Annotated in this window: 1 protein-coding gene (only partly in view); it reads right to left on the minus strand. The window is 71.5% G+C overall.

Annotation, left to right across the window (positions count from 1 at the left end; translation table 11 throughout):
* On the minus strand, positions 1-23,423 hold the 5' portion of the coding sequence (locus tag G3I78_RS08260) for a type I polyketide synthase (protein ID WP_164422147.1). The gene continues 12,544 nt to the left of window position 1, outside the view; 23,423 of the gene's 35,967 nt are visible here — the first part of the coding sequence; the start codon lies at positions 23,421-23,423; its stop codon lies beyond the left edge, outside the window.
* Positions 23,424-23,451 lie beyond the last annotated feature (28 nt).

Genomic DNA, 23,451 nt, shown 5'->3' on the forward strand with positions numbered 1-23,451 from the left:
ACGGCGCCACGCGTGGCGCACCACAGAGGTGCGGGGACATCCGCGTCGCCGAGCGCCTGGATGAGCGTCAACTCCCGGATGGTGGTGGGGTGTTCAGTGGACGCGTCGGCGCTGAGGAGGGACAGGACGCCAGTCACCTCATGGTCGGCGGCCTGCTGGTGGAGGCGGGCGGCGAGTGCGGCGCGGTCCTCCGCCGGGGTTATCTCGAAACGGATCGGTGTGATGCCGGTGGCGGCCAGAACGGTCAGCCAGGCGTCGGTCCAGTCGGCATTCCCGGCTTCCTCGGCTTCCTCGGCGTTGGAGGTCGAAGGCGCCGGGACGGCTACCAGCCAGGTGCCGGAGGTGGGTTCGGTGGCGGATTCGGTGGCGGATTCGGATGCCTCGGTCGTCTTCCAGGGCTTCCAGTGGTCCTCATAGCCACAGCTGTCCAGCAGCGCCGTCCGCCGGCGACGACGGCGCCAGGAGGTCAGGAGGGGCAGGGCGGACACCAAGGCCGTCGTCATGTCGTCGTCGGCGTCTTCGGGTGCGTCGAGCTGCAACTCGCCGGTGAGAGCGGGGAGATCACCGTTCTCCACGGCGGTCCAGAAGCGTGCGTCCTCCTGAGCCTCGGGGGTGGTCGCCGCATCGGCCGTGACTGCCGAGAGGGAGAGGGGTTCGAGCCAGTAGTGCTGGTGTTGGAAGGGGTAGGTGGGCAGGTCGAGGGGGTGGGGCTGAGTGGTGATCCGGTCGGTGCGGGCGGCGAGGCAGGGCGTCCAGTCCAGGGCGGGGCCGTGGACGTGGAGGCCGGCGAGGGCGGAGAGAAGGGTGGGCTCTTCGGCTCGGTCGCGGCGGAGGGCCGAGGTGAGGGTGGTCGGGGTCGGGCGTGCGGTGTCGGTGTCTTCGGCCGTGATGGTGTCCTGGGCCATGGCGGTCAGGACGGCATCGGGGCCGAGTTCCAGGAAGCGGCGTACGCCCTCGCGGTGCAGGGTGCGGATACCGTCCGCGAAACGCACCGCCTCACGGACATGGCGCACCCAGTACTCCGGGGACCGCAGATCAGCCGCAGCGGCCAGGGTGCCGGTGAGGTGGGAGACGACCGGAATACGCGGGACCTGATAGGTCAACGACTGGGCGACCGTGCGGAACTCCTCCAGCATCGGGTCCATCAACGGCGAATGGAACGCATGACTGACCGTCAGTTTCCTGACCCTGGTGCCCTGTTCACGCCAGCGGGCCTCCAGTGCGGCGATCGCGGTGGCATCCCCGGAGACGACCACCGAGGACGGGCCGTTGACCGCGGCGACCGAGACCCGGCCCTCCAGCAGCGGAAGCACCTCCGCCTCAGGCGCCTGCACGGCGAGCATCGCCCCGCCCTCCGGGAGCGCGCCCATCAGCCGGGACCGGGCCGCCACCAGCGTGCAGGCATCCTCCAGCGACCACACCCCCGCCACATACGCGGCCGCGACCTCACCGATCGAATGACCCGCCACGAAGTCCGGGGCAAGACCCCACGACTCCAGCAGCCGGAACAACGCCACCTCCAACGCGAACAACGCCGGCTGCGTGAACTCCGTACGGTCGATCAGGCCTGATGCGTCGTCGAACAGCACCTGCTTCAGTCCGTCGAAGCGGATGCACACCTCGTCCAGTGCCTGCGCGAACACCGGGTAGGCCGAGGCGAGTTCGCGGCCCATCCCTGCGTACTGGGCGCCCTGACCAGTGAACAGCCACGCCGAACGGCCCGCGCCTGTGACAGTCGGGGTTCCGACCCGCACTGTCGGGGTCTCCCTACCGGCTTGGAGCGCTTCCAGACCCGCCAGGGCTTCGCCCCGGTCCACGGCGACCACCACGGCCCGCTGCTCCAGGACCGCACGCGTGCCCACCAACGCAGCAGCCACACCGGCGAGTTGAAGGTCCGGGTCGTCGAGTATCCGCCTGCGGAGACGGCCTGCCATCGAGGCCAGCGCCTCCGGGCTCCGCGCCGACAGGGGCAGCACCATCGCACCCGACGTATCCGGGAGGGGAACGTCTGCGACAGGATCGCCTTGCTCGACGATCACGTGTGCGTTCGTTCCGCTCACACCGAACGACGAGACACCCGCCCGACGCGGACGACCCGTCCGCGGCCACTCCCGCGCCTGCGACAACAACTCCACCCCGCCCGCCGACCAGTCGACGTGGGGGGACGGCTCGTCGATGTGCAGGCTCTGCGGGAGCACTCCGTGGCGCATTGCCATGACCATCTTGATCACACCCGCCACACCCGCAGCGGACTGCGTGTGACCGATGTTCGACTTCACCGACCCCAACCACAGGGGCCGGTCCGCCTCCCGGCCCTGGCCATACGCGGCCAACAGAGCCTGCGCCTCGATCGGATCACCCAACGCCGTCCCGGTCCCGTGCGCCTCCACCGCATCCACCTCGGACGGAGACAGGTCCGCGGCCGACAGAGCCTGGCGGATCACCCGCTGCTGCGAAGGACCGTTCGGCGCCGTCAGACCATTCGACGCACCGTCCTGGTTCACGGCCGAGCCACGGATCACCGCCAGCACCCGGCGGCCATGACGGCGGGCCTCCGACAGACGCACCACCACCAGGACGCCGGCACCTTCGGACCAGCCCGTCCCGTCCGCCGCCGCCGCAAACGCCTTGCACCGGCCATCCGCAGAAAGACCCCGCTGCCGGGAGAACTCGGTGAAAATACCCGGCATCGCCATCACCGTCACACCACCCACCAACGCCATCGAGCACTCACCGGCCCGCAGCGCCTGACCCGCCAGATGCAGAGCCACCAGCGACGACGAGCACGCGGTGTCGACCGTGACGGCCGGGCCTTCGAAGCCGAACGTGTAGGCCAGCCGCCCGGAGACCACGCTGGGGGTGTTGCCGGTCAGCAGATGCCCCTCGACCCCCTCCGGGACCTGCAACAGGCCGGTCCCGTAACCGGAGGCAGCCGCGCCGATGAACACACCCGCCCGGGAGCCGCGCACCGCAGCCGGATCAATACCCGCCCTCTCCAACGCCTCCCACGACGCCTCCAGCATCAACCGCTGCTGCGGATCCATCGCAAGTGCTTCACGCGGCGAGATCCCGAAGAACCCCGCATCAAAACCGGCCGCATCCCCGACGAACCCGCCCCGGCTCACATACGACGACCCCGCACGCACCCCCTCCGCATCGAACAACCCCTCCAGATCCCAGCCTCGATCCGTGGGGAAATCACCGATCGCGTCCCCGCCCGCCACCAGCAGATCCCACAACGCCTCCGGCGAATCCACCCCACCCGGAAAACGGCACGCCATCCCCACAACCGCCAACGGCTCATCCACCGACATGGCAACAGGGCCCGGCAGAGCCGGAACCTCAACAGCCTCACCCGCGATTTCACCGGCAATGAACTCCGCCAGCACCAACGGCGTCGGGAAATCGAACACCAACGTCGCCGGCAACCTCAACCCCGTCACCGCATTCAAACGGTTCCGCAACTCCACCGCCGTCAACGAATCAAAACCCAGATCCTTGAACGCCCGCCCAGAATCCACCCCACCCACATCACCATGACCCAACACCACCGCCGCATGCTCCCGCACCAGATCCACCACAACCGACCGCACCTCACCCAACCCAAGACCCACCAACCGCCCCGCCAACGACCCGACACCCACAACAGAGGCGTCACGAGCCCTGCGCATCGGTGCCCGGACCAAGCCGCGCATGACGGGCGGCAACGCGCCCGCAGCGGCGTTGGTCCGCAGCGTGGTCAGCTCCATGCGTACGGCGATCAGCCGGGGTTCGGTCCCGTTCCAGGCAGCGTCGAACAGCTCCATGCCTTCCGTGGCCTCCAGCGGCACCAGGCCGCCACTGGCCATGCGGTGTACATCCGCCTCGGTGAGATCCCGCGTCATTCCGCTGACCTGCGACCAAGGTCCCCATCCGATGGAGGTCGCGGGCAGACCACTGGTCCGGCGGGAGGTAGCGAGCGCGTCCAAGTATGCGTTCGCTGCTGCGTAGTTGGCCTGGCCGGCGGCACCGAGGGTGCCTGCGACCGATGAGAAGAGCACGAAGGCGGACAGGTCTTGATCGGCCGTCAGTTCGTGGAGGTGGTGGGCGGCTTCGGCCTTCGGCGCCCATACGGTGTCCAGACGCTCGGCAGTCAACGACTCCACCAGACCGTCGTCCAAGACACCCGCCGTGTGGACTACGGCGGTCAGCCGCTCGCCCTCCAGCAGCGCGGCGAGGGCGTTCCGGTCGGACACATCGCACGCCTCGATACGGACCTCGGCACCAGCCTCCGTCAGGTCCCGGCACAACTCCTCGGCACCCGGCGCTTCCGGGCCCCGGCGGGAGAGCAACAGCAGACGTCGCGCCCCGTGTTCGGCCACCACATGCCGGGCCACCAGCGCACCCAAGCCACCCGTACCACCGGTGATCAGCACCGTCCCAGCGGGGTCGAGCGGCGTCGGAACCGTCAGCACCACCTTGCCGGTGTGACGGGCCTGGCTCATGAACCGGAACGCATTCCGCGCCTGCCGAATGTCCCACGCCCGCAAAGGCAGTAGGGCCAGATCACCGGCGGCGAACAACTCCATCAGCTCTTCGAGGAGTTCAGCGATCCGGTCCGGGCCCGCCTCGAACAGATCGAAGGCCGTGTAGTCCACACCCTCCAATTCGCGGATGTCGGTCTTGCCCATCTCCAGGAACCGGCCACCCTCCGCCAGCACCCGCAATGACGCGTCTATGAACTCACCCGCCAGAGAATTCAGCACCACATCAATACCGGAGAACTTCTCCGCAAACGACGTATCCCGCGAAGAAGCAATGTGATCGTCGTCCAGACCCAACCCACGCAGCACATCCCACTTTCCGGGGCTGGCCGTCGCATACACCTCAGCCCCGATATGCCGAGCGAGCTGGATGGCGGCCATACCGACACCGCCGGCACCCGCATGCACCAACACCGACTGACCCGCCCGCAACCCCGCCAAATCCCGCCACGCATACAACGCGGTAAGGAACACGATCGGAACGGACGCAGCCTCGGCGAACGACCACCCCTCCGGCACCCGAGCCACCAACCGCCGGTCCGTCACCGTCACCGACCCCAAACCACCCGGCGCCATACCAAACACCCGGTCACCCACCACCAGATCAGTCACCCCAGGACCCACCTCCACCACCACACCAGCCGCCTCAGCACCCAGCGCGTTCGCAGGCCCCGGATACATCCCCAACGCACCCAACACATCACGGAAGTTCACCCCCGCAGCCCGCACCCCCACCCGCACCTGCCCCACACCCAGAACAGCAGCCCCCTCGGGGAACGCCAGCAACTCCAGGTCATCCAGACTCCCCCGCGCCACACTCTCCAGATGCCAGGCAGCACCAACCCCCTCCCCCGGCACCACCAACGCATCACCCGAAGCAGACCTGTTGAGCCGAGGAACGCTCACCTCGCCCTGCCGTACGACCGCCTGGTCCTCGTTCCACGAGGCGAGCCGGGTCAGTGAGCGCCACGACTCGTCGGTGTCGTCCACGTCCACGATGCCGAGGCGGCCAGGGTTCTCCGCCTGCGCGGACCGCACCAACCCCCACACCGCACCAGCATCCAAATCCGACACCACATCACTGGCACCCGCAGCAACACCACCCCGCGTCACCACCACCAGACGCGCATCCACCAACCGCTCATCCGCCAACCACTCACGCACCACACCCAGAACAACACCCACCGCACCCACACCACCCACCGGAAGCACACACACCGCCCCACCAGGCACCTGATCCAGCCCCTCGCAGGCGAGGGCTTCCGCACCCGCTGCCAGCAGTGCCTCGACCACGGCCGTGTCACCGCCGAGCAGCGCCCAACGACCGGGCCGGCCGGTGTCCGAGTCGGTCGCCGGCATCGGCACCCAGTCCAAGCGGAGGAGTCCGTCGCTCGCTGACGTGCCCGGGGTCGGGCGGAGCTGGGACGCGGAGACCGGGCGCAGGACGAGGGACCCGATGGAGGCCACCGGTTCACCCGTGCCGTCAGCCACGTCGATGCGCACCGCGTCCGGGCCCGCCGGGGAGAGTCGGACCCTCAGGGCTCCGGCGCCGGTGGCGTGCAGGGTGACGTCCGACCAGGCGAAGGGGAGACGGCCCTGGCCTGCGGCGGCCTCCTCGGCGCTGACGTCGATGAAGGAGCCGAAGCCGATGGCGTGCAGGGTGGCGTCGAGGAGGGCGGGGTGCAGCCCGTATGCCCCGGCCGTTTCACGGACGGCCTCCGGGAGAGCGACCTCGGCGTACACCTCGTCACCACGGTGCCAGGCGGCGCGCAGGCCTTGGAAAACGGGGCCGTAGCCGTAGCCCTGGGCGGTGAGTGAGGCGTAGTGGTCCGTGACCTCGATGGCCGTTGCGTCCTTCGGCGGCCATTCCGTCAACGGCCGCGAGGCCTGTGGAGTGGTCGCGTCCGGCGCGGCGAGTTCGCCGGTGGCGTGGCAGGCCCAGTCGGCCTGCGCCGTGTCGTCGCTGGAGGCGCCGGGGAGGGCGGGCCGCGAGGACACGGTCGCTCGACGCCGTCCGGTCTCGTCCGGCGCGGACACCCTGACCTGCACCTGGACGGTGCCTTCCATCGGCATGACCAGCGGTTCCTGGACGGTCAGTTCCTCCAGGCGGCCGTAGCCCAGTTCGGCGGCGGCGTGCAGAACCATCTCCACGTAGGCGGTGCCCGGGAGCAGCACGGAGCCCAGGATGGCGTGGTCGGCCAGCCAGGGATGGGTGCGCAGGGACAGCCGGCCGGTGAGTACCAGGCCTTCGTCATGGGCGAGTCGGACAGCGGCGCCCAGCAGCGGATGTCCGGCCGTCTCCAGACCCAGTCCGGTCGCGTCTCCGAAGGTGGCGCCAGTGAGGTCGGGCCAGTAGCGGCTCTCCTGGAACGGATACGTAGGCAGTTCGACCCGTCGGGCCCCGCTGCCGGCGAAGTACGCCGTCCAGTCGACCACCGCTCCGGCCGCGTGCAGACCACCAAGGACACCGAGCACCGTACGGGCCTCGGCGCGCCCGCCGCGCAGGGCGGGCAAGAACGTGCAGTCCATGTCATCGGGCAGGCTCCGCTGAGCCAGGGCGGTCAGTACGGAGTCCGGGCCGAGTTCGACGAACGTACGGACACCCTGACCGTGCAACGCCCGTACGCCATCGCCGAATCGGACCGCCTCACGGACATGACGAACCCAGTACTCCGGCGAGCACAACTCCTCGGCGGTCGCCAGCTCACCGGTCAGATTCGACACCACCGGGATACGCGGAGCCGCATACGAAAGCCCCTCAGCAACCGCACGGAAGGCCTCCAGCATCGGCTCCATCAACGGCGAGTGGAAGGCGTGACTGACCGTCAACCGCTTGACCCGCACACCCTGTTCACGCCACCGCGCCTCAAGAGCAGCAAGAGCGTCGGCATCACCGGAGACCACGACCGACGACGGCCCGTTGACCGCCGCCACAGAAACCCGCCCGTCCAGCAACGGCAGGACATCCGACTCCGCCGCCTCCACCGCCAGCATCGCACCGCCCTCCGGCAGGGCACCCATCAACCGACCACGAGCCGCCACCAGAGCACACGCATCCTCCAGCGACCACACCCCCGCCACATACGCGGCCGTGACCTCACCGATCGAATGACCCGCCACGAAGTCCGGCGTGACACCCCACGACCCCAACAACCGGAACAGAGCGACTTCCAGAGCGAACAACACCGGCTGCGTGAACTCCGTCCGATCGATCAGACCGGCCCCATCGACGAACAACACCTCCCGCAACCCGTCAAAGTGCGCGCACACCTCATCCAGCGCTGCCGCGAACACCGGGTACGTGTCGTACAACTCCCGCCCCGCACCCACCCGTTGGCTCCCCTGCCCGGACATCAGCACGGCGACCAGGCGCCCCTGTCGGGCAGTCACCGCCTCCTCGGCGAGCGCATCAGGGTTGGCCAGGGCGGCGGTGAGTTCGACACGCGTCTGCGCGATCAGAACCTTGCGCTGCTCCAGGGCTGTACGGGTGACGGCGAGAGAGTAGGCGACGTCCTGCAACGGCAACTCGACGTCAGAGGAAAGGAGTTCACCTAGGCGGTGCGCCTGGTCGGCCAGGGCGTCCGGGCTCTGGCCCGACAGGAGGAAGGGCAACGGCCGTTCCGGCGCCGCAAGCTCAAGCGCCGTGGTCGAAGAGGTCTCCAGCGCCTGTTCGAGGACGACGTGGGCATTGGTGCCGCTGATGCCGAACGACGACACACCTGCCCGCCGGATCGTGTCATCCTGCGGCCATTCCTGGGCGTCGGTCAGCAGGCGTACCCCGCCCGCCGACCAGTCGACGTGCGGGGAGGGCTCATCCACATGCAAGGTCGGCGGCAGCACCCCGTGGCGCATCGCCATCACCATCTTGATCACACCGGCCACACCGGCAGCCGCCTGCGTATGACCGATGTTCGACTTCACCGAACCCAGCCACAACGGCCGCTCAGCGTCACGCCCCTGGCCGTACGTCGCCAGCAACGCCTCCGCCTCAATCGGATCACCGAGCGATGTGCCGGTGCCGTGCGCCTCGACCGCGTCCACCTCGGATGCCGTGAGTCCAGCGGCGGCCAACGCCTGCCGGATCACCCGCTGCTGAGACGGACCGTTGGGCGCGGTCAGACCATTGGACGCACCATCCTGGTTGACCGCCGAACCCCGCACCACGGCGAGCACCTGATGCCCGTTACGGCGAGCATCCGACAACCGCTCCACCAGCAGCAACCCGACACCCTCACCCCAGCCCGTACCGTCCGCCCCCGCAGCGAACGCCTTGCACCGGCCATCCGCAGCCAAACCCCGCTGCCGGGAGAACTCCACAAACGTCGCCGGTGTCGACATCACCGTCACACCACCAGCAAGCGCCAAATCACACTCACCCGCACGCAACGCCTGAGCCGCCAAATGCAACGCCACCAACGACGACGAACACGCCGTGTCCACCGTCACCGCCGGACCCTCAAGACCAAAGCTGTACGCCAACCGACCCGACACCACACTCGCCGCATTACCCGTACCCAGATGACCGCCCAACTCGGCATACGCCTCCGCCAGAAGCGCCGGATAGTCCTGGCCGTTGGTGCCGACGAACACACCGGTGCTGGAGCCACGCAGGCCGGAGGGGTCCAGGCCCGCGCGCTCCAGGGTCTCCCAGGCGGTCTCAAGGAGCAGCCGCTGCTGGGGGTCCATCGCGAGGGCCTCACGCGGCGAGATCCCGAACAGCCCCGCATCGAAACGGCCGGCCCCGTCCAGGAACCCACCGACACGAACGTACGTGGAATCGGGCCGTTCCCCGGACGCGTCGAACAGGGCCTCCAGGTCCCAGCCACGGTCTTCAGGGAACCCGGCGATCGCGTCCTGCCCCTCCGCCAGCAGCCGCCACAACGCCTCCGGCGAATCCACCCCACCCGGGAAACGGCACGCCATACCCACGATCACGATCGACTCATCCACCGACGCGGACACCGACACGGGCACAGGCGCCACCGGCACAACGGCGGCCTCCGCACCCACCAGCCGCTCCCGCAACCACCCCGCCAACACCACCGGCGTCGGATGATCGAACACCACACCACTCGGCAACCGCAGACCCGTGACAGCACCCAGACGGTTACGCAGTTCGACCGCCATCAGGGAGTCGAAGCCGAGATCGCGGAAGGCACGGTCCGGGGTGATGGCGTCGGCGGAGTCGTGGCCCAGTACGGAGGCCACGTGGTCGGCGACGAGTCGGCGCAGCTTGCGTTCCTGCTCGGCCGGGTTCAGTCCGGCCAGTTCTTCGGCGAGCCGGGGGGCCTGGGTGCTCGGGGTTGGATCAGGGGCCGGTGCCAGCGCCCGTACGTCGGGCAGGTCGGCGATGAGCGGGCTGCGGCGGGTGGAGGTGTACGCCAGGGCGAACCGTGTCCAGTCGATGTCGGCGACGACGCGCACGGCGTCGGCGGTCCGCGCGAGTTCGGTGGTCGCCTGTGCGGGGTCGAGGGGGATCATGCCGCCGCGCCTCATGCGGTCCTCGACGTCGCCGACGGCCATACCGCTGCCGCCCCAGGGGCCCCAGGCGAGGGAGGTGGCGGGCAGTCCGAGGGCGTGCCGGTGTTCGGCGAGGGCGTCGAGGTAGGCGTTGGCCGCCGCGTAGTTGCCCTGGCCGGCCGCGCCGAGCGTGCCTGACACGGAGGAGAAGAGGACGAACGCGTCGAGGTCGTACCGCCGGGTGAGATCGTGGAGCAGCCAGGCGCTCTCGGCCTTGGCCCGCACGACGGAGGTGACCTGTGCGGCGGAGAGGCCGTCGAGGACACCGTCGTCGAGGACGCCCGCCGTGTGGACCACGGCGGTCAGCGGGGTCTCGGCCGGTACGGCGGCGAGGACCGCGGCCAGCGCGTCCCGGTCGGCCGCGTCGCAGGCCGCGACGGTCACCGGCACGTCGAGGCCGGCCACCAGGTCGGCAACGCCAGGGGCGTCAGGGCCGCTGCGGCTGAGCAGTACGAGATGCTGGGCGCCCTGTTCCGCGAGCCGGCGGGCGACATGGGCGCCGAGGGCGCCGGTACCGCCGGTGATCAGGACGGTGCCGGTGGGTGTCCACTGTGCCGGGCTGCCGGTCGTGGCGCGGGCTCGCTCCAGACGTCGTACGAAGACGCCGGAGGGGCGGATCGCGAGTTCGTCCTCGGTGCGCTGGGCGAGGACGCGGGTCAGGCGGCTGGTGGAGGGCGCGTCGAGGGTGTCGGGCAGGTCGATCAACCCGCCCCAGCGGTCCGGCAGTTCCAGTGCCGCCACACGGCCGAGGCCCCACACGGCCGCCGCCGCGGGTGCGGTGAGGTGGTCGGTTCGGCCGACGGAGACCGCGCCGCGGGTGAGCATCCACAGGGGTGCGTCGAGTTCGGCGTCGCCGAGCGCCTGGACGAGGGTGAGGGTGGCCGTGATCGCGGTGGGGTCGGGCCGGTCGCCGGTGGCATCGAGAGCGAGGAGCGAGATCACGCCTGCGGCGGGTCCGGAAAGGGTGGCCGCCAGTTCTTCACGGGTGGCGCCGTCCACGTCGATCCGTACCGGCTCGGCTCCCGTCTGCGACAGCGCGGCGATCACCAGGTCCGCCGTCTCGTGCTGCCCAGCGGGAGTGACGACCAGCCAACGCCCTTGTGGTGTCGTGGAGTTGAGGTCGCTCAGCGGCTTCCAGCGGGAACGGTATCGACGTGCGTCGGCGGCCGAACGGGTACGGCGTCGGCTGCGCCAGGCGGCGAGTACGGGCAGGGCGGCGCTGACGGCAGCGAGTTCCGGCTCCGCGCCGGGGTCGTCCGCGTCCAGGTCCAGTGCGGCGGCGAGCGACTCGCTGTCCGCCCGCTCCACGGCCTCCCACAGCCGCTCCTCGTCCGGATCGGCCGTGCCGAACGCGGCGGAGGCCCTCAGAGTGGGCCAGTATCGGGTCTCCTCGAAGGCGTACGTCGGCAGATCCACCGGACGCGCGCCCGTTCCGGCGAAGTACGCCGCCCAGTCGACGCGGGCGCCTCGCACATGCAAGGTGGCGAGGGCGGTGTTGAGCGTGTCGCCCTCGGCGCGGTCGCGTCGCAGCACGGGTAGGGCGAGCACATCATCGCCGTCGTCGCCGGCCTGGCTGTCCTGAGCCGGCGCGGAGAGCACCGCGTCGGGGCCGAGCTCGACGAACGTACGGACACCTTGGCCGCGCAACGCCCGTACACCGTCCGCGAATCGGACCGTCCCGCGGACGTGCCTCACCCAGTAGTCCGGCGAGCACAGGTCTTCAGCCGTCGCGATGTCGCCGGTGAGGTTGGAGACGACGGGGATGCGCGGGGCGTCGTACGACAGGCCCTCCGCGACGATGCGGAAGGCGTCCAGCATCGGGTCCATCAGCGGCGAGTGGAAGGCGTGACTGACCGTCAGCTGCTTGACGCGCAGGCCCTGTTCACGCCAGCGTGCCTCCAACTCGCCGACAGTATCGGCGTCGCCGGAGACCACCACGGAGGTCGGACCGTTGACGGCCGCGACCGCCACCCGCTCGTCCAGCAGCGGGAGCACCTCGGACTCGGTCGCCTCGACGGCGAGCATCGCGCCGCCCTCCGGCAGTGCGCCCATCAGACGGCCACGGGCGGCCACCAGCGTGCAGGCGTCCTCCAGCGACCACACCCCCGCCACATACGCCGCCGTGATCTCACCGATGGAGTGCCCGGCGACGAAGTCCGGCTTGACGCCCCACGACTCCAGCAGCCGGAACAACGCCACCTCGACGGCGAACAACGCCGGCTGGGTCCACTCCGTCCGGTCGATCAGTCCGGACTCGTCAGCGAACAACACCGCCCGCAACCCATCGAAGCGCGCGCATACCTCATCCAGCACGGCAGCGAACACCGGATAGGCGTCGTACAACTCCCGGCCCGCACCCACCCGTTGGCTTCCTTGGCCGGAGAACAGGAATCCCACGCGGCCGAGCAGCCGGTCGCCTGCGGTGTCGGTGGCGCGGACCACCCGACCGGTGAGCCGGTTCTGGGCCAAGTCCCGGAGTCCGGAGAGCAGTTCGTCCGGTTCGCGGCCGATGACGGCCGCGCGGTGCTCGAAGGCGCTGCGGCTCGTGGCCAGTGAGTACGCGAGATCGGCCGGTTCGGGCGCAGGGGTGCTCGTGAGGTGGTCGGCGAGGCGGAGTGCCTGGGCTCGTAGTGCCGCCTCGGTGCGTGCGGACAGCAGGACCGGCACCGGCCTGTCGACCGGTTCCGGCCTTTCGGCGAGGGGAAGTTCGGGGGCCTGTTCCAGGATGGTGTGGGCGTTGGTGCCACTGACGCCGAAGGAGGAGACCGCGGCGCGGCGCAGGCGGCCGGTCTCCGGCCAGTCACGTGCCTCGGCGAGGACTTCGACCGCGCCCGTGGACCAGTCGACGTGTGGGGACACCTCGTCGACGTGCAGGGTCTGCGGGAGCTGTCCGTGGCGCATGGCCATGACCATCTTGATGACACCGGCGACACCCGCGGCGGCCTGCGTGTGACCGATGTTCGACTTCACCGAGCCCAGCAACAGCGGGTGGTCACCGTCCCGCTCCTGACCGTAGGTCGCCAGCAGCGCCTGCGCCTCGATCGGGTCACCCAGCGCCGTACCGGTGCCGTGCGCCTCCACCGCGTCCACCTCGGACGCCGACAGACCCGCACTCGCCAACGCCTGCCGAATCACCCGCTGTTGGGAGGGGCCGTTGGGCGCGGTCAGACCGTTGGAGGCGCCGTCCTGGTTCACCGCGGAACCCCGTACGACCGCCAGCACCCGGTGTCCGTTACGGCGGGCGTCGCTCAACCGCTCCACCAGGAGCAGGCCTGCGCCTTCGCCCCAGCCGGTACCGTCGGCCGCCGCCGAGAACGCCTTGCAGCGGCCGTCGGTGGCGAGGCCGCGCTGGCGGCTGAACTCGATGAAGGTGGCGGGTGTGCTCATGACCGTGGCGCCACCGGCCAGTGCCATGTCGCACTCGCCGGAGCGCAGGGCCTGGGCGGCCAGGTGGAGGGCGACCAAGGAGGAGGAGCAGGCGGTGTCGACCGTGAGGGTGGGACCTTCGAGGCCGAGGGTGTAGGCGATGCGGCCGGAGACGACGGCGGCGGCGTTGCCGGTACCGAGGTGGCCTTCCGCGGACTCCTCCGCGCCGAGCAGCAGGGCGGGGTAGTCCTGGCCGTTGGTGCCGACGAACACACCGGTGCGGCTGCCGCGGGCGGTGCGCGGGTCCATCCCGGCGCGTTCGAAGGCCTCCCACGCGGTCTGGAGGAGCAGGCGTTGCTGCGGGTCCATGGAGAGGGCCTCGCGGGGCGCGATGCCGAAGAAGCCCGCGTCGAAGCGGTCGGCGCCGGTGAGGAAGCCGCCCTCGCGGACGTACGCGGTGCCCTGGTGTTCGGGGTCGGGGTGGTAGAGGGCGTCCAGGTCCCAGCCGCGGTCGTCGGGGAACGCGCCGACGGCGTCCCCGCCCCCGGCCAGCAGCTCCCAGAGCGTCTCGGGCGAGTCGACGCCGCCGGGGAAACGGCAGCCGATGCCGACGATCGCGATCGGTTCGTCCGGGGAGACGGTGACGGCCGTACGGGCGGGCACCTGCGAGACCTGCGAGTGTCCCGGCCGGGCGTCCGTGAGCTGTGTGAGGAGCCAGTCGGCCAGTACGGCGGGCGACGGGTGGTCGAAGGCGAGTGACGTGGGCAGCGGCAGGGCGGTCTCGCGGACGAGACGGTTGCGCAGTTCGACGGCGGTCAGCGAGTCGAGGCCGAGTTCGCGGAAGGCGCGGTCGGGTTCGACGGCGTCGGCGGAGGCATGGCCGAGTACCGCGGCGACATGGCCGCGGACCGTGTCGAGGAGTAGACGGTTCCGTTCGGTCGGGTCGGTGAGGGTGCCGAGGCGTTCCGCCAGAGCGCTCACGGGGGTGTCGGCGGGGTCGGCTGCGACTGCCGGTTCCAGTTCCAGGACGCGCCGGGCCGCCGGCACGCCGAGCAGGAGAGGGCTGGGGCGAGTGCTGGTGAAGGCCGGTGCGAACCGTGCCCAGTCGACCGTGGCGACGGTCAGGGCGGGCACCTGCCCGGCGACGGCGGCGGACAGGGCGGTCAGCGCCAGGTCCGGGTCGAGTGCGGGCAGGCCGATCCGGGCGGCGCGGTCGGTCACCGCACCGGTGGCGGCCATGCCGGCACCCGCCCACAGGCCCCAGGCGACGGATGTGGCGGGCAGGCCGGCGGCTGTCCGGTGCTGGGCGAGGGCGTCCAAGTAGGCGTTGGCGGCGGCGTAGTTGCCCTGGCCGGCCGCGCCGAGCGTGCCGGACACGGAGGAGAACAGGACGAACGCCGACAGGTCGAGGTCGCGGGTCAGCTCGTGCAGATGCCAGGCACCGACGGCCTTGGCCGCCATCACCTCCGCCAGGCGCTCGGGGGCGAGGGTGTCCAGGACACCGTCGTCGAGGACTCCGGCGGCGTGCACGACCGCGGTCAGCGGGCAGTCGGCCGGAATGTCGTCGAGGACGGCACGCAGCGCTTCCCGGTCGGTCACGTCACAGGCCGCGACCGTGACGGGGACGCCGTCCAGGCGCGCCGACAGCTCCTGCGCACCGGGCGTGTCCGCGCCCCGGCGACCGAGCAGCACCAGGCGTTGGGCACCGCGCTCCACCAACCAGGCGGCCACCCGGGCACCGACTCCGCCGAGGCCACCGGTGACGAGGACGGTCCCGGACGGGGTCCAGTCATCCGCGTCGACCGGGACAGGTGCGGGGGCGAGACGTCGTACGAAGACTCCGGCGGGCCGGAGGGCCAGCTGGTCCTCGTCCTTCTGCCCCAGCGCACGCACGAGTTGGCGGGCCGTCCGCTCGTCGAGCATTTCGGGCAGATCGATCAGGCCGCCCCAGCGCTCCGGGTGTTCGAGAGCGGCGACCCGGCCCAGACCCCACAGCACGGCCTGTCCGGGCGCGACGAGCGAGTCGGCGCGTCCGACGGTGACGGCACCGCGCGTCACGCACCACAGCGGAGCGGCAACACCCGCGTCGCCGAGCGCCTGGAGCAGGGTCAGCAGCCCGGCCGCGGCATCGCCGTCCGGCGCGGCGGGAGCCGATGCGCCCAGTTCGGGTACGGCTGGTCCGGGTACGGCCGGTCCGGGTACGGCCGGTCCGGGTACGGCCAGTACGCCAGCCAGGTCGCCTAGGTCCGCCAGGTCCGCGAGCGCGTCCGCGACCATCTGGCGGGAACCACTCGCGGTGGTGTCGGGGAGGACGAAGGGCACGACGTCGGCCCCCGCCCCCGAAAGAGCAGCGCCGATGCGCTCGGCATCGGGGTGCGGGTCGTCAGTGGCGCTGGGCTGCACCAACAGCCAACGGCCGCTCAGCGCCATACCGGAGAACCCGCTGTCGCTCAGCGGCTGCCAGACGTTCTGGTAACGCCGGCCGTCCACGGAGTTCTCAGCACTGCCGGAGCCCCGCGACCACAGCGACTCCGGGATGTGCGGCCAGTAGCGCTCACGCTGGAAGGCGTACGTCGGCAGCTCCACCCGGCGCGCACCGGTGCCCGCGAGGAACGCCGTCCAGTCCACGGCGTGCCCCCGCACAGCCAGCCCGGCGACGGCAGAGGCGACCGCCGACAGCTCGGCGCGATCCCGGCGCAGCACGGGGAGAAGTCCGCTGTCCGTGTCGGCCGACAGGTTCTGCTGAGCCATGGCGGTGAGGACGGAGTCGGGGCCGAGTTCGACGAGCGTGCGGACACCCTGACCGTGCAACGCCCGTACACCGTCGGCGAATCGGACGGTCCCCCGGACATGGCGGACCCAGTACTCCGGCGAGCACAACTCCTCGGGGGTCGCGATCTCGCCGGTGAGGTTGGAGATGACGGGGATACGCGGGGCTTCGTACGACAGGCCCTCAGCCACGGCACGGAAGTCGTCCAGCATCGGGTCCATCAGCGGCGAATGGAATGCGTGACTAACCGTCAGTCGCTTGACGCGCAGGCCCTCTTCACGCCAGCGCGCCTCCAATTCGGCCACGGCATCCGCGTCACCGGAGACGACCACCGACGACGGACCGTTGACCGCAGCGACCGCCACCCGCTCGTCCAGCGACGGGAGTACCTCGGCCTCCGACGCCTCGACGGCGAGCATCGCGCCGCCCTCCGGCAGCGCACCCATCAGACGACCACGAGCCGCCACCAACGCGCAGGCGTCCTCCAGTGACCACACCCCCGCCACGTACGCGGCCGTGATCTCACCGATCGAATGCCCCGCCACGAAATCGGGCGTGACGCCCCACGACTCCAACAACCGGAACAACGCCACCTCGACCGCGAACAACGCCGCCTGGGTGAACTCCGTCCGGTTGATGCGGCCATTCGGGCTCTCCGTAAACAGCACCTCCCGCAGCGGCTTGTCCAGTACGGCGTCGAAGTGCGCGCACACCTCGTCCAGCGCGTCCGCGAACACCGGGAAGGCGTCGTACAACTCCGAGCCCGCGCCCACACGTTGGCTGCCCTGGCCCGAGAACAGGAACGCCGCGGGCACGTCCTCCCGCGCCGCACCGCGAACCACTCCGGCGTGCCCGGCGTCTCCCGCGGCGACGGCCGACACTCCGGCGAGCAACGAGTCCCGGTCCCCCGCGACCACGGCGGCGCGGTGGCCGAGTCCGGCCCGGCCCGTCGCCAACGACAACGCGACGTCAGCCGCGGTCACGTCACTCGGAGCCCGGAGGAACTCAGCGAGTCGCGTCGCCTGCGCCCGCAGTGCGGCCTCGTCCCGGCCGGACAACAGCCACGGAACCGGCCTGTCGGTCGGCTCCGGCCGCTCGGCGACCGGCAGTTCGGGTGCCTGTTCGAGGATGGTGTGGGCGTTGGTGCCGCTCACGCCGAAGGACGAGACGGCGGCTCGACGAGCGCTGCCGGTCTCCGGCCAGTCGCGCGCTTCGGTCAGCAATTCCACGGCGCCCGCCGACCAGTCGACGTGCGGGGAAGGGGCGTCGACGTGCAGGGTCCGCGGCAGCACCCCGTGCCGCATCGCCATCACCATCTTGATCACACCGGCGACACCCGAAGCAGCTTGTGTGTGACCGATGTTGGACTTCACCGAGCCGAGGAACAGGGGCCGCTCGGCGTCGTGGTCCTGGCCGTAGGTGGCCAGCAGGGCCTGTGCCTCGATCGGATCGCCCAGCGCGGTGCCGGTGCCGTGCGCCTCGACCGCGTCCACCTCGGACGCGGAGAGGCCCGCGCTCGCCAACGCCTGCCGGATCACCCGCTGTTGAGACGGACCATTGGGAGCAGTCAGACCGTTCGACGCGCCGTCCTGGTTCACCGCCGACCCGCGCACCACCGCCAGGACCGGATGGCCGAGGCGGCGGGCGTCCGACAGCCGCTCCACCAGCAGCAGACCGACACCCTCACCCCAACCCGTGCCGTCCGCACCGGCGGCGAACGCCTTGCACCGGCCGTCCGCCGCCAAACCCCGCTGCCGGGAGAACTCCACGAACGCACCCGGCGTCGACATCACCGTCACACCACCGGCAAGCGCCATCTCGCACTCACCCGCACGCAACGCCTGCACCGCCAAATGCAACGCCACCAACGACGACGAACACGCCGTGTCCACCGTCACCGCCGGACCCTCAAGACCAAAGCTGTACGCCAACCGACCCGACACCACGCTCGCGGCGCTGCTGGTGGCGAGGTAGCCCTCGCCGGTGGGGCCGTCGGTGGCGGCGAGGAGGGCGCCGTAGTCCTGGCCGTTGGAGCCGATGAAGACGCCGGTGCGGGTGCCGTGCAGGGCGGTGGGGGCGATGCCGGCGCGCTCCAGGGTCTCCCAGGCGGTCTCCAGGAGGAGTCGCTGCTGGGGGTCCATCATGAGTGCTTCGCGAGGCGAGATGCCGAAGAGCGCGGGGTCGAACCGCTCGGCGTCCCTCAGGAAGCCGCCCTCGGTGGCGTAGGTGGTGCCGGGGTGGTCGGGGTCGGGGTGGTAGAGGGCGGTGGCGTTCCAGCCGCGTTCGGCGGGGAAGCCGGTGACGGCGTCGACGTCGTCGGCGACCAGGCGCCACAGCTCCTCGGGGGACGACACGCCTCCCGGGTAGCGGCAGCCCATGGCGACGATGACGACCGGGTCGTTCTCGGTGGCGGGCAGGCTGGCGTGCGGGAGTGTGCCGGTCGGAGACAGGCCGGCGGTGGCCGTGTCGGCGAGCCGGGTGCGCAGGAAGGCGGCGAGGGCGGCCGGGGTCGGGTGGTCGAAGGCGACCGCGGTGGGGAGCTGAAGCCCCGTCAGCGTGCTGAGGCGGTTGCGGAGTTCGACGGCGATGAGCGAGTCGAAGCCCATCTCACGGAAGGCGCGGGCGCTGTCCACTCCGTCGGCGGAGCCGTGGCCGAGGACCGCCGCGACTTCTGCGCGCACCACGTCGAGGACCGCGCGGGTGCGCTCGGCGTCGGTGCGGCAGGCGGCGATGCGCCGGGCCAACTCCGTGCCCTCAGCGGGTCGTTCGGAGCGCTGCTCGGCAGTGAGGGCCGCGCGTGCCTCGGGGAGTGCGGAGAGCAGCGGGCTGGGGCGTACGGCGGTGAAGCCGGCCAGGAATCGGTCCCAGTGGACGTCGGCGAGGGTGAGGGCCGCGTCCGGTCCCTGGGCGGCGCCGGCGAGGGCGGCGGCGGCCCGTTCGGGGTCGAGGGCGGTGAGTCCGCGCCGCTGGAGGTGGTCGCGGGCGTCCTGGTCGGCGGCCATGCCCTCGCCGGCCCACGGACCCCAGGCCAGGGAGGTCGCGGTGAGGCCCAGGGCGCGCCGGTGTTGGGCGAGGGCGTCGAGGTGGGCGTTGGCGGCGGCGTACACTGCCTGGCCCGCGCTGCCCCAGACACCGGCGATGGAGGAGAACAGCACGAACGCGTCCAGCGGCCGGTCGGCGAGGAGTTCGTGCAGGTTGCGGGCGCCGGCGGTCTTGGCGTGGGCGACTTCGGCGGCCTCGGCGAGGGTGGTGTCGGCCAGGGCGCGGACCTCGCCGGTGCCGGCCGTGTGGACGACGGCGGTCAGTGGGGTGTCGTCCGGTATCGCCGCGAGGACGGCGGCGAGTTCGGCACGGTCGGTGACGTCGCAGGCGGTGACAGTGACGCGGCAGCCGCGGGCGGTGAGGTCGGCGGCCAGTTCGTGGGCGCCGGGTGCGTCGGGGCCGCGGCGGCTGGTGAGGACGAGGTGCTCGGCACCGTTGTCGGCCAGCCAGCGGGCCACATGACCGCCCAGCGCACCGGTCCCACCGGTGACCAGGATCGTGCCGTGGGGGCGCCAGCGAGGGTGGGACGGACGGGGGGCGTGTTCGAGGCGGCGGGCGAAGAGGCCGGAGGGGCGCAGGGCGACCTGGTCCTCGACACCGCCGGGCGAACCGGTGATCGGCTGCTCGCCACCGTGGGGCGAACCGGCGATCGGTCCCTCACCATGCGTTCCAGCGCTCGGCCCCTCACCATGCGTGCCGGACGCGGCGAGAAGGGCGCGCAGTCGGGTCGCGGCGCGGTCGTCCAGGATCTCGGGCAGGTCCACCAGGCCGCCCCAGCGGGCGGGCTGTTCCAGGGCGACGACCCGGCCCAGTCCCCACAGCATGGCCTGGTCGGGGTCGGCGGGGCCGTCGGCCGGTCCGACGGAGACCGCGCCACGCGTGAGGCACCACAGAGGGGCGTCGAGTTCGGCGTCGGCGAGGGGCTGGGCGAGCAGGAGGGTGGCGGCGAAGCCCGTGGTGAGCTCCGTGGCCGTGGGGTGCGGGGCGGTTTCGTCGGCGAGCAGTGACACGACACCGGACACAGCGGTGCCGTGCTCGGTGAGACGGGCGGCCAAGGTGGTCCGGTCGTCCTCGGGGTGCACGGCGAACGGGACGACGTCGGCGCCGGAGGCCGCGAGTGCGCGCAGGACGCTCTCGGTGCGGGCCGTCGTCTCCGAACCGGCGTGGACCAGCAGCCACTCGCCGGTGAGCGGGGCATCCGCGGCCGGTGCGGGGACCGGACGCCAGGTCACCCGGTAGCGCAGCCCGTCGAGGACGGCATCGGTCCGGCGGCGGCGCCTCCACGCGCTGAGCGCGGGCAGTACCGACTCGAACGCGGCGGCGGTGTCCTGGTCGTCGGTGCCGAGATCGAGGGCCTCGACGAGCGCGGTGGTGTCGGCCCGCTCCACGGCGTTCCAGAACGCCGTCTCCGCCTCGGACACCGCGCCGCTCCCGACGGACGCGACGGGTTCTCCGGTGAGCCAGTAGTGCTCGCGGCGGAAGGCGTACGTCGGCAGTTCGACCGTCTCAGCCCCGGTGCCGGTGCCGGTGAGGTAGTCGCGCCAATCGGCGGGCAGCGCGCCACGGACGTACGCGGCGGCGAGGGCGGCACCGAGGGCACGGGGTTCGGAGTGGTCGCGGCGCAGCAGGGGGATCGCGGAGCGGTCGTCGGCGTCGGCGGACGCGGCGAAGGTCTCCTGGGCCAGCGCGCTGAGGACCGCGTCCGGGCCGAGTTCCAGGAAGGTACGGACACCGCGTGCGTCGAGCGTGCGGATGCCGTCGGAGAAGCGGACCGCGTCGCGGACGTGGCGGACCCAGTACTCCGGCGAGCACAGCTCCTCGGCGGTCGCGACCTCGCCGGTCAGGTGGGAGACCACGGGGATGCGCGGGGCGTCGTACGACAAGCCCTCGGCGACGATGCGGAAGTCGTCCAGCATCGGGTCCATCAGGGGCGAGTGGAAGGCGTGACTGACCGTCAATTGCTTGACGCGAACGCCCTGTTCACGCCAGCTCGTTTCCAGCTCGGCGACCGCGTCGGCGGACCCGGAGACGACCACCGAGGACGGTCCGTTGACGGCCGCGATCGACACGCGCTCGTCCAGCAGCGGCAGGACGTCCGCCTCGGTCGCCTCGACCGCCAGCATCGCGCCGCCCTCAGGGAGCGCGCCCATCAGACGGCCACGGGCGGCCACCAGTGCGCAGGCATCCTCCAGCGACCACACCCCGGCGACGTACGCAGCAACGACCTCGCCGATGGAGTGACCGGCCACGAAATCGGGCCTGACACCCCACGACTCCAGCAGCCGGAACAGCGCCACCTCGATGGCGAACAACGCCGGCTGGGTGAACTCCGTCCGGTCAATACGACCGTCCCCGTCCCCGTCCGCCTCCGCGAACAGCACCTCCCGCAAGCCGTCGAACCTGGCGCACACCTCGTCCAGCGCGGCGGCGAACACCGGTTCGGCGCCGTACAGTTCGCGGCCCATGCCCGCCCGCTGGCTGCCCTGTCCGGTGAAGAGGAAGGCGAGTTTGCCCCGGGTGGCGCTGCCGCGTACGACGTCCTCGCTCGGGGTGCCGTCGGCAAGGGCGGTGAGTCCGTCGAGGAGGTGGGTGCGGTCGGTGCCGAGGACGACGGCGCGGTGGGGCCAGGCGGTGCGGGTGGTGGCCAGGGAACGGGCCACGTCCCACGGGTCCGTGGTCTCCGAGCGCAGCTGCTCCAGCAGGCGCGCGGCCTGGCCGGGCAGGGCGTCGGGGGTGGCGGCGGACAGGACCCAGGGCACGGTGTGCGGGTTCCGGGCCGGCGCGGGTGCGGGGTCGGAGTCGGAGTCGGGGGTCTCCGCCGCGGGTGCCTGTTCGACGATGACGTGGGCGTTGGTGCCGCTGATCCCGAAGGAGGAGACGCCCGCGCGGTGGGGGCGGCCGGTCTCGGGCCACGGGACCCGGTCGGTGAGGAGGCTGACGTCGCCGGCGGTCCAGTCGACGTGCGGTGTCGGCTCGGTGAGGTGGAGGGTGTGGGGCAGCAGTCCGTGGCGCAGGGCCATGACCATCTTGATGATGCCGGCCACACCGGAGGCCGACTGGGTGTGTCCGATGTTCGACTTCAGGGAGCCGAGCCACAGCGGGTGTCCCGCCTCGCGGTCCTGGCCGTACGTGGCCAGCAGCGCCTGGGCCTCGATCGGGTCGCCGAGGGCGGTGCCGGTGCCGTGCGCCTCGACGGCGTCGATCTGCTGCGGCGTGAGCCGGGCGTCGTCGAGGGCCTGGCGGATGACGCGCTGCTGGGAGGGGCCGTTGGGGGCGGTCAGGCCGCTGGAGGCGCCGTCCTGGTTGACGGCCGTGCCGCGGACCACGGCGAGCACGCGATGGCCGAGGCGGCGGGCGTCGCTGAGCCGTTCGACGAGGAGCATGCCGACGCCTTCGCCCCAGCCGGTGCCGTCCGCGTCGGCGGAGAACGCCTTGCAGCGCCCGTCGGCGGCCAGGCCGCCCTGCCGCTGGAACTCGACGAAGATGCTGGGCGTGCCCATGATCGTCACGCCGCCGGCGAGGGCCATCTCGCACTCGCCGGACCGCAGGGCGCGCACGGCGAGATGGAGGGCGACGAGGGAGGAGGAGCAAGCGGTGTCGACGGTGACGGCGGGGCCTTCGAGACCGAAGGTGTAGGCGAGGCGGCCGGAGACGACGCTGGTGGCGTTGCCGGTGAGCAGGTGTCCCTCGGCGCCGTCGGGGACGCCGTGCAGCGCACCGTACCCCTGTCCGGCGGCGCCGACGAAGACGCCGACCTGCCGGCCGCGTACGGCGGCGGGCACGATCCCGGCGCGTTCGAAGGCCTCCCAGCAGGTCTCCAGGAGGAGCCGCTGCTGGGGGTCCATGGCGACGGCCTCGCGCGGGGAGATCCCGAACGCGCCGGGGTCGAACTCGCCCGCGTCATAGACGAATCCGCCCTGCGGGGTGGGCACCGTGGCCAGTGCGTCGGCCTCGGCGGTGCCGTCGCCGGGGGCGGGCCAGCCGCGGTCGGCGGGGAACTCGGCGACCGCGTCCACACCGTCGGCGACCACGCGCCACAGGTCCTCGGGAGAGCGCACCCCGCCGGGCAGGCGGCAGCCGATGCCGACGATCGCCACGGGCTCGTGGCTCGCGTCCTCGACCTCGCGCAACCTTCGCCGGGCGTCCCGCAGATCGGCGGTGGCCCGCTTCAGGTAGTCGAGGTACTTCTCCTCATTCGCCATGGTGCGTGCGTCCCTCTGTACGGCTGCG

The sequence above is a fragment of the Streptomyces sp. SID13726 genome, from assembly GCF_010548375.1.
In the GTDB taxonomy this organism is placed as follows: Bacteria; Actinomycetota; Actinomycetes; order Streptomycetales; family Streptomycetaceae; genus Streptomyces.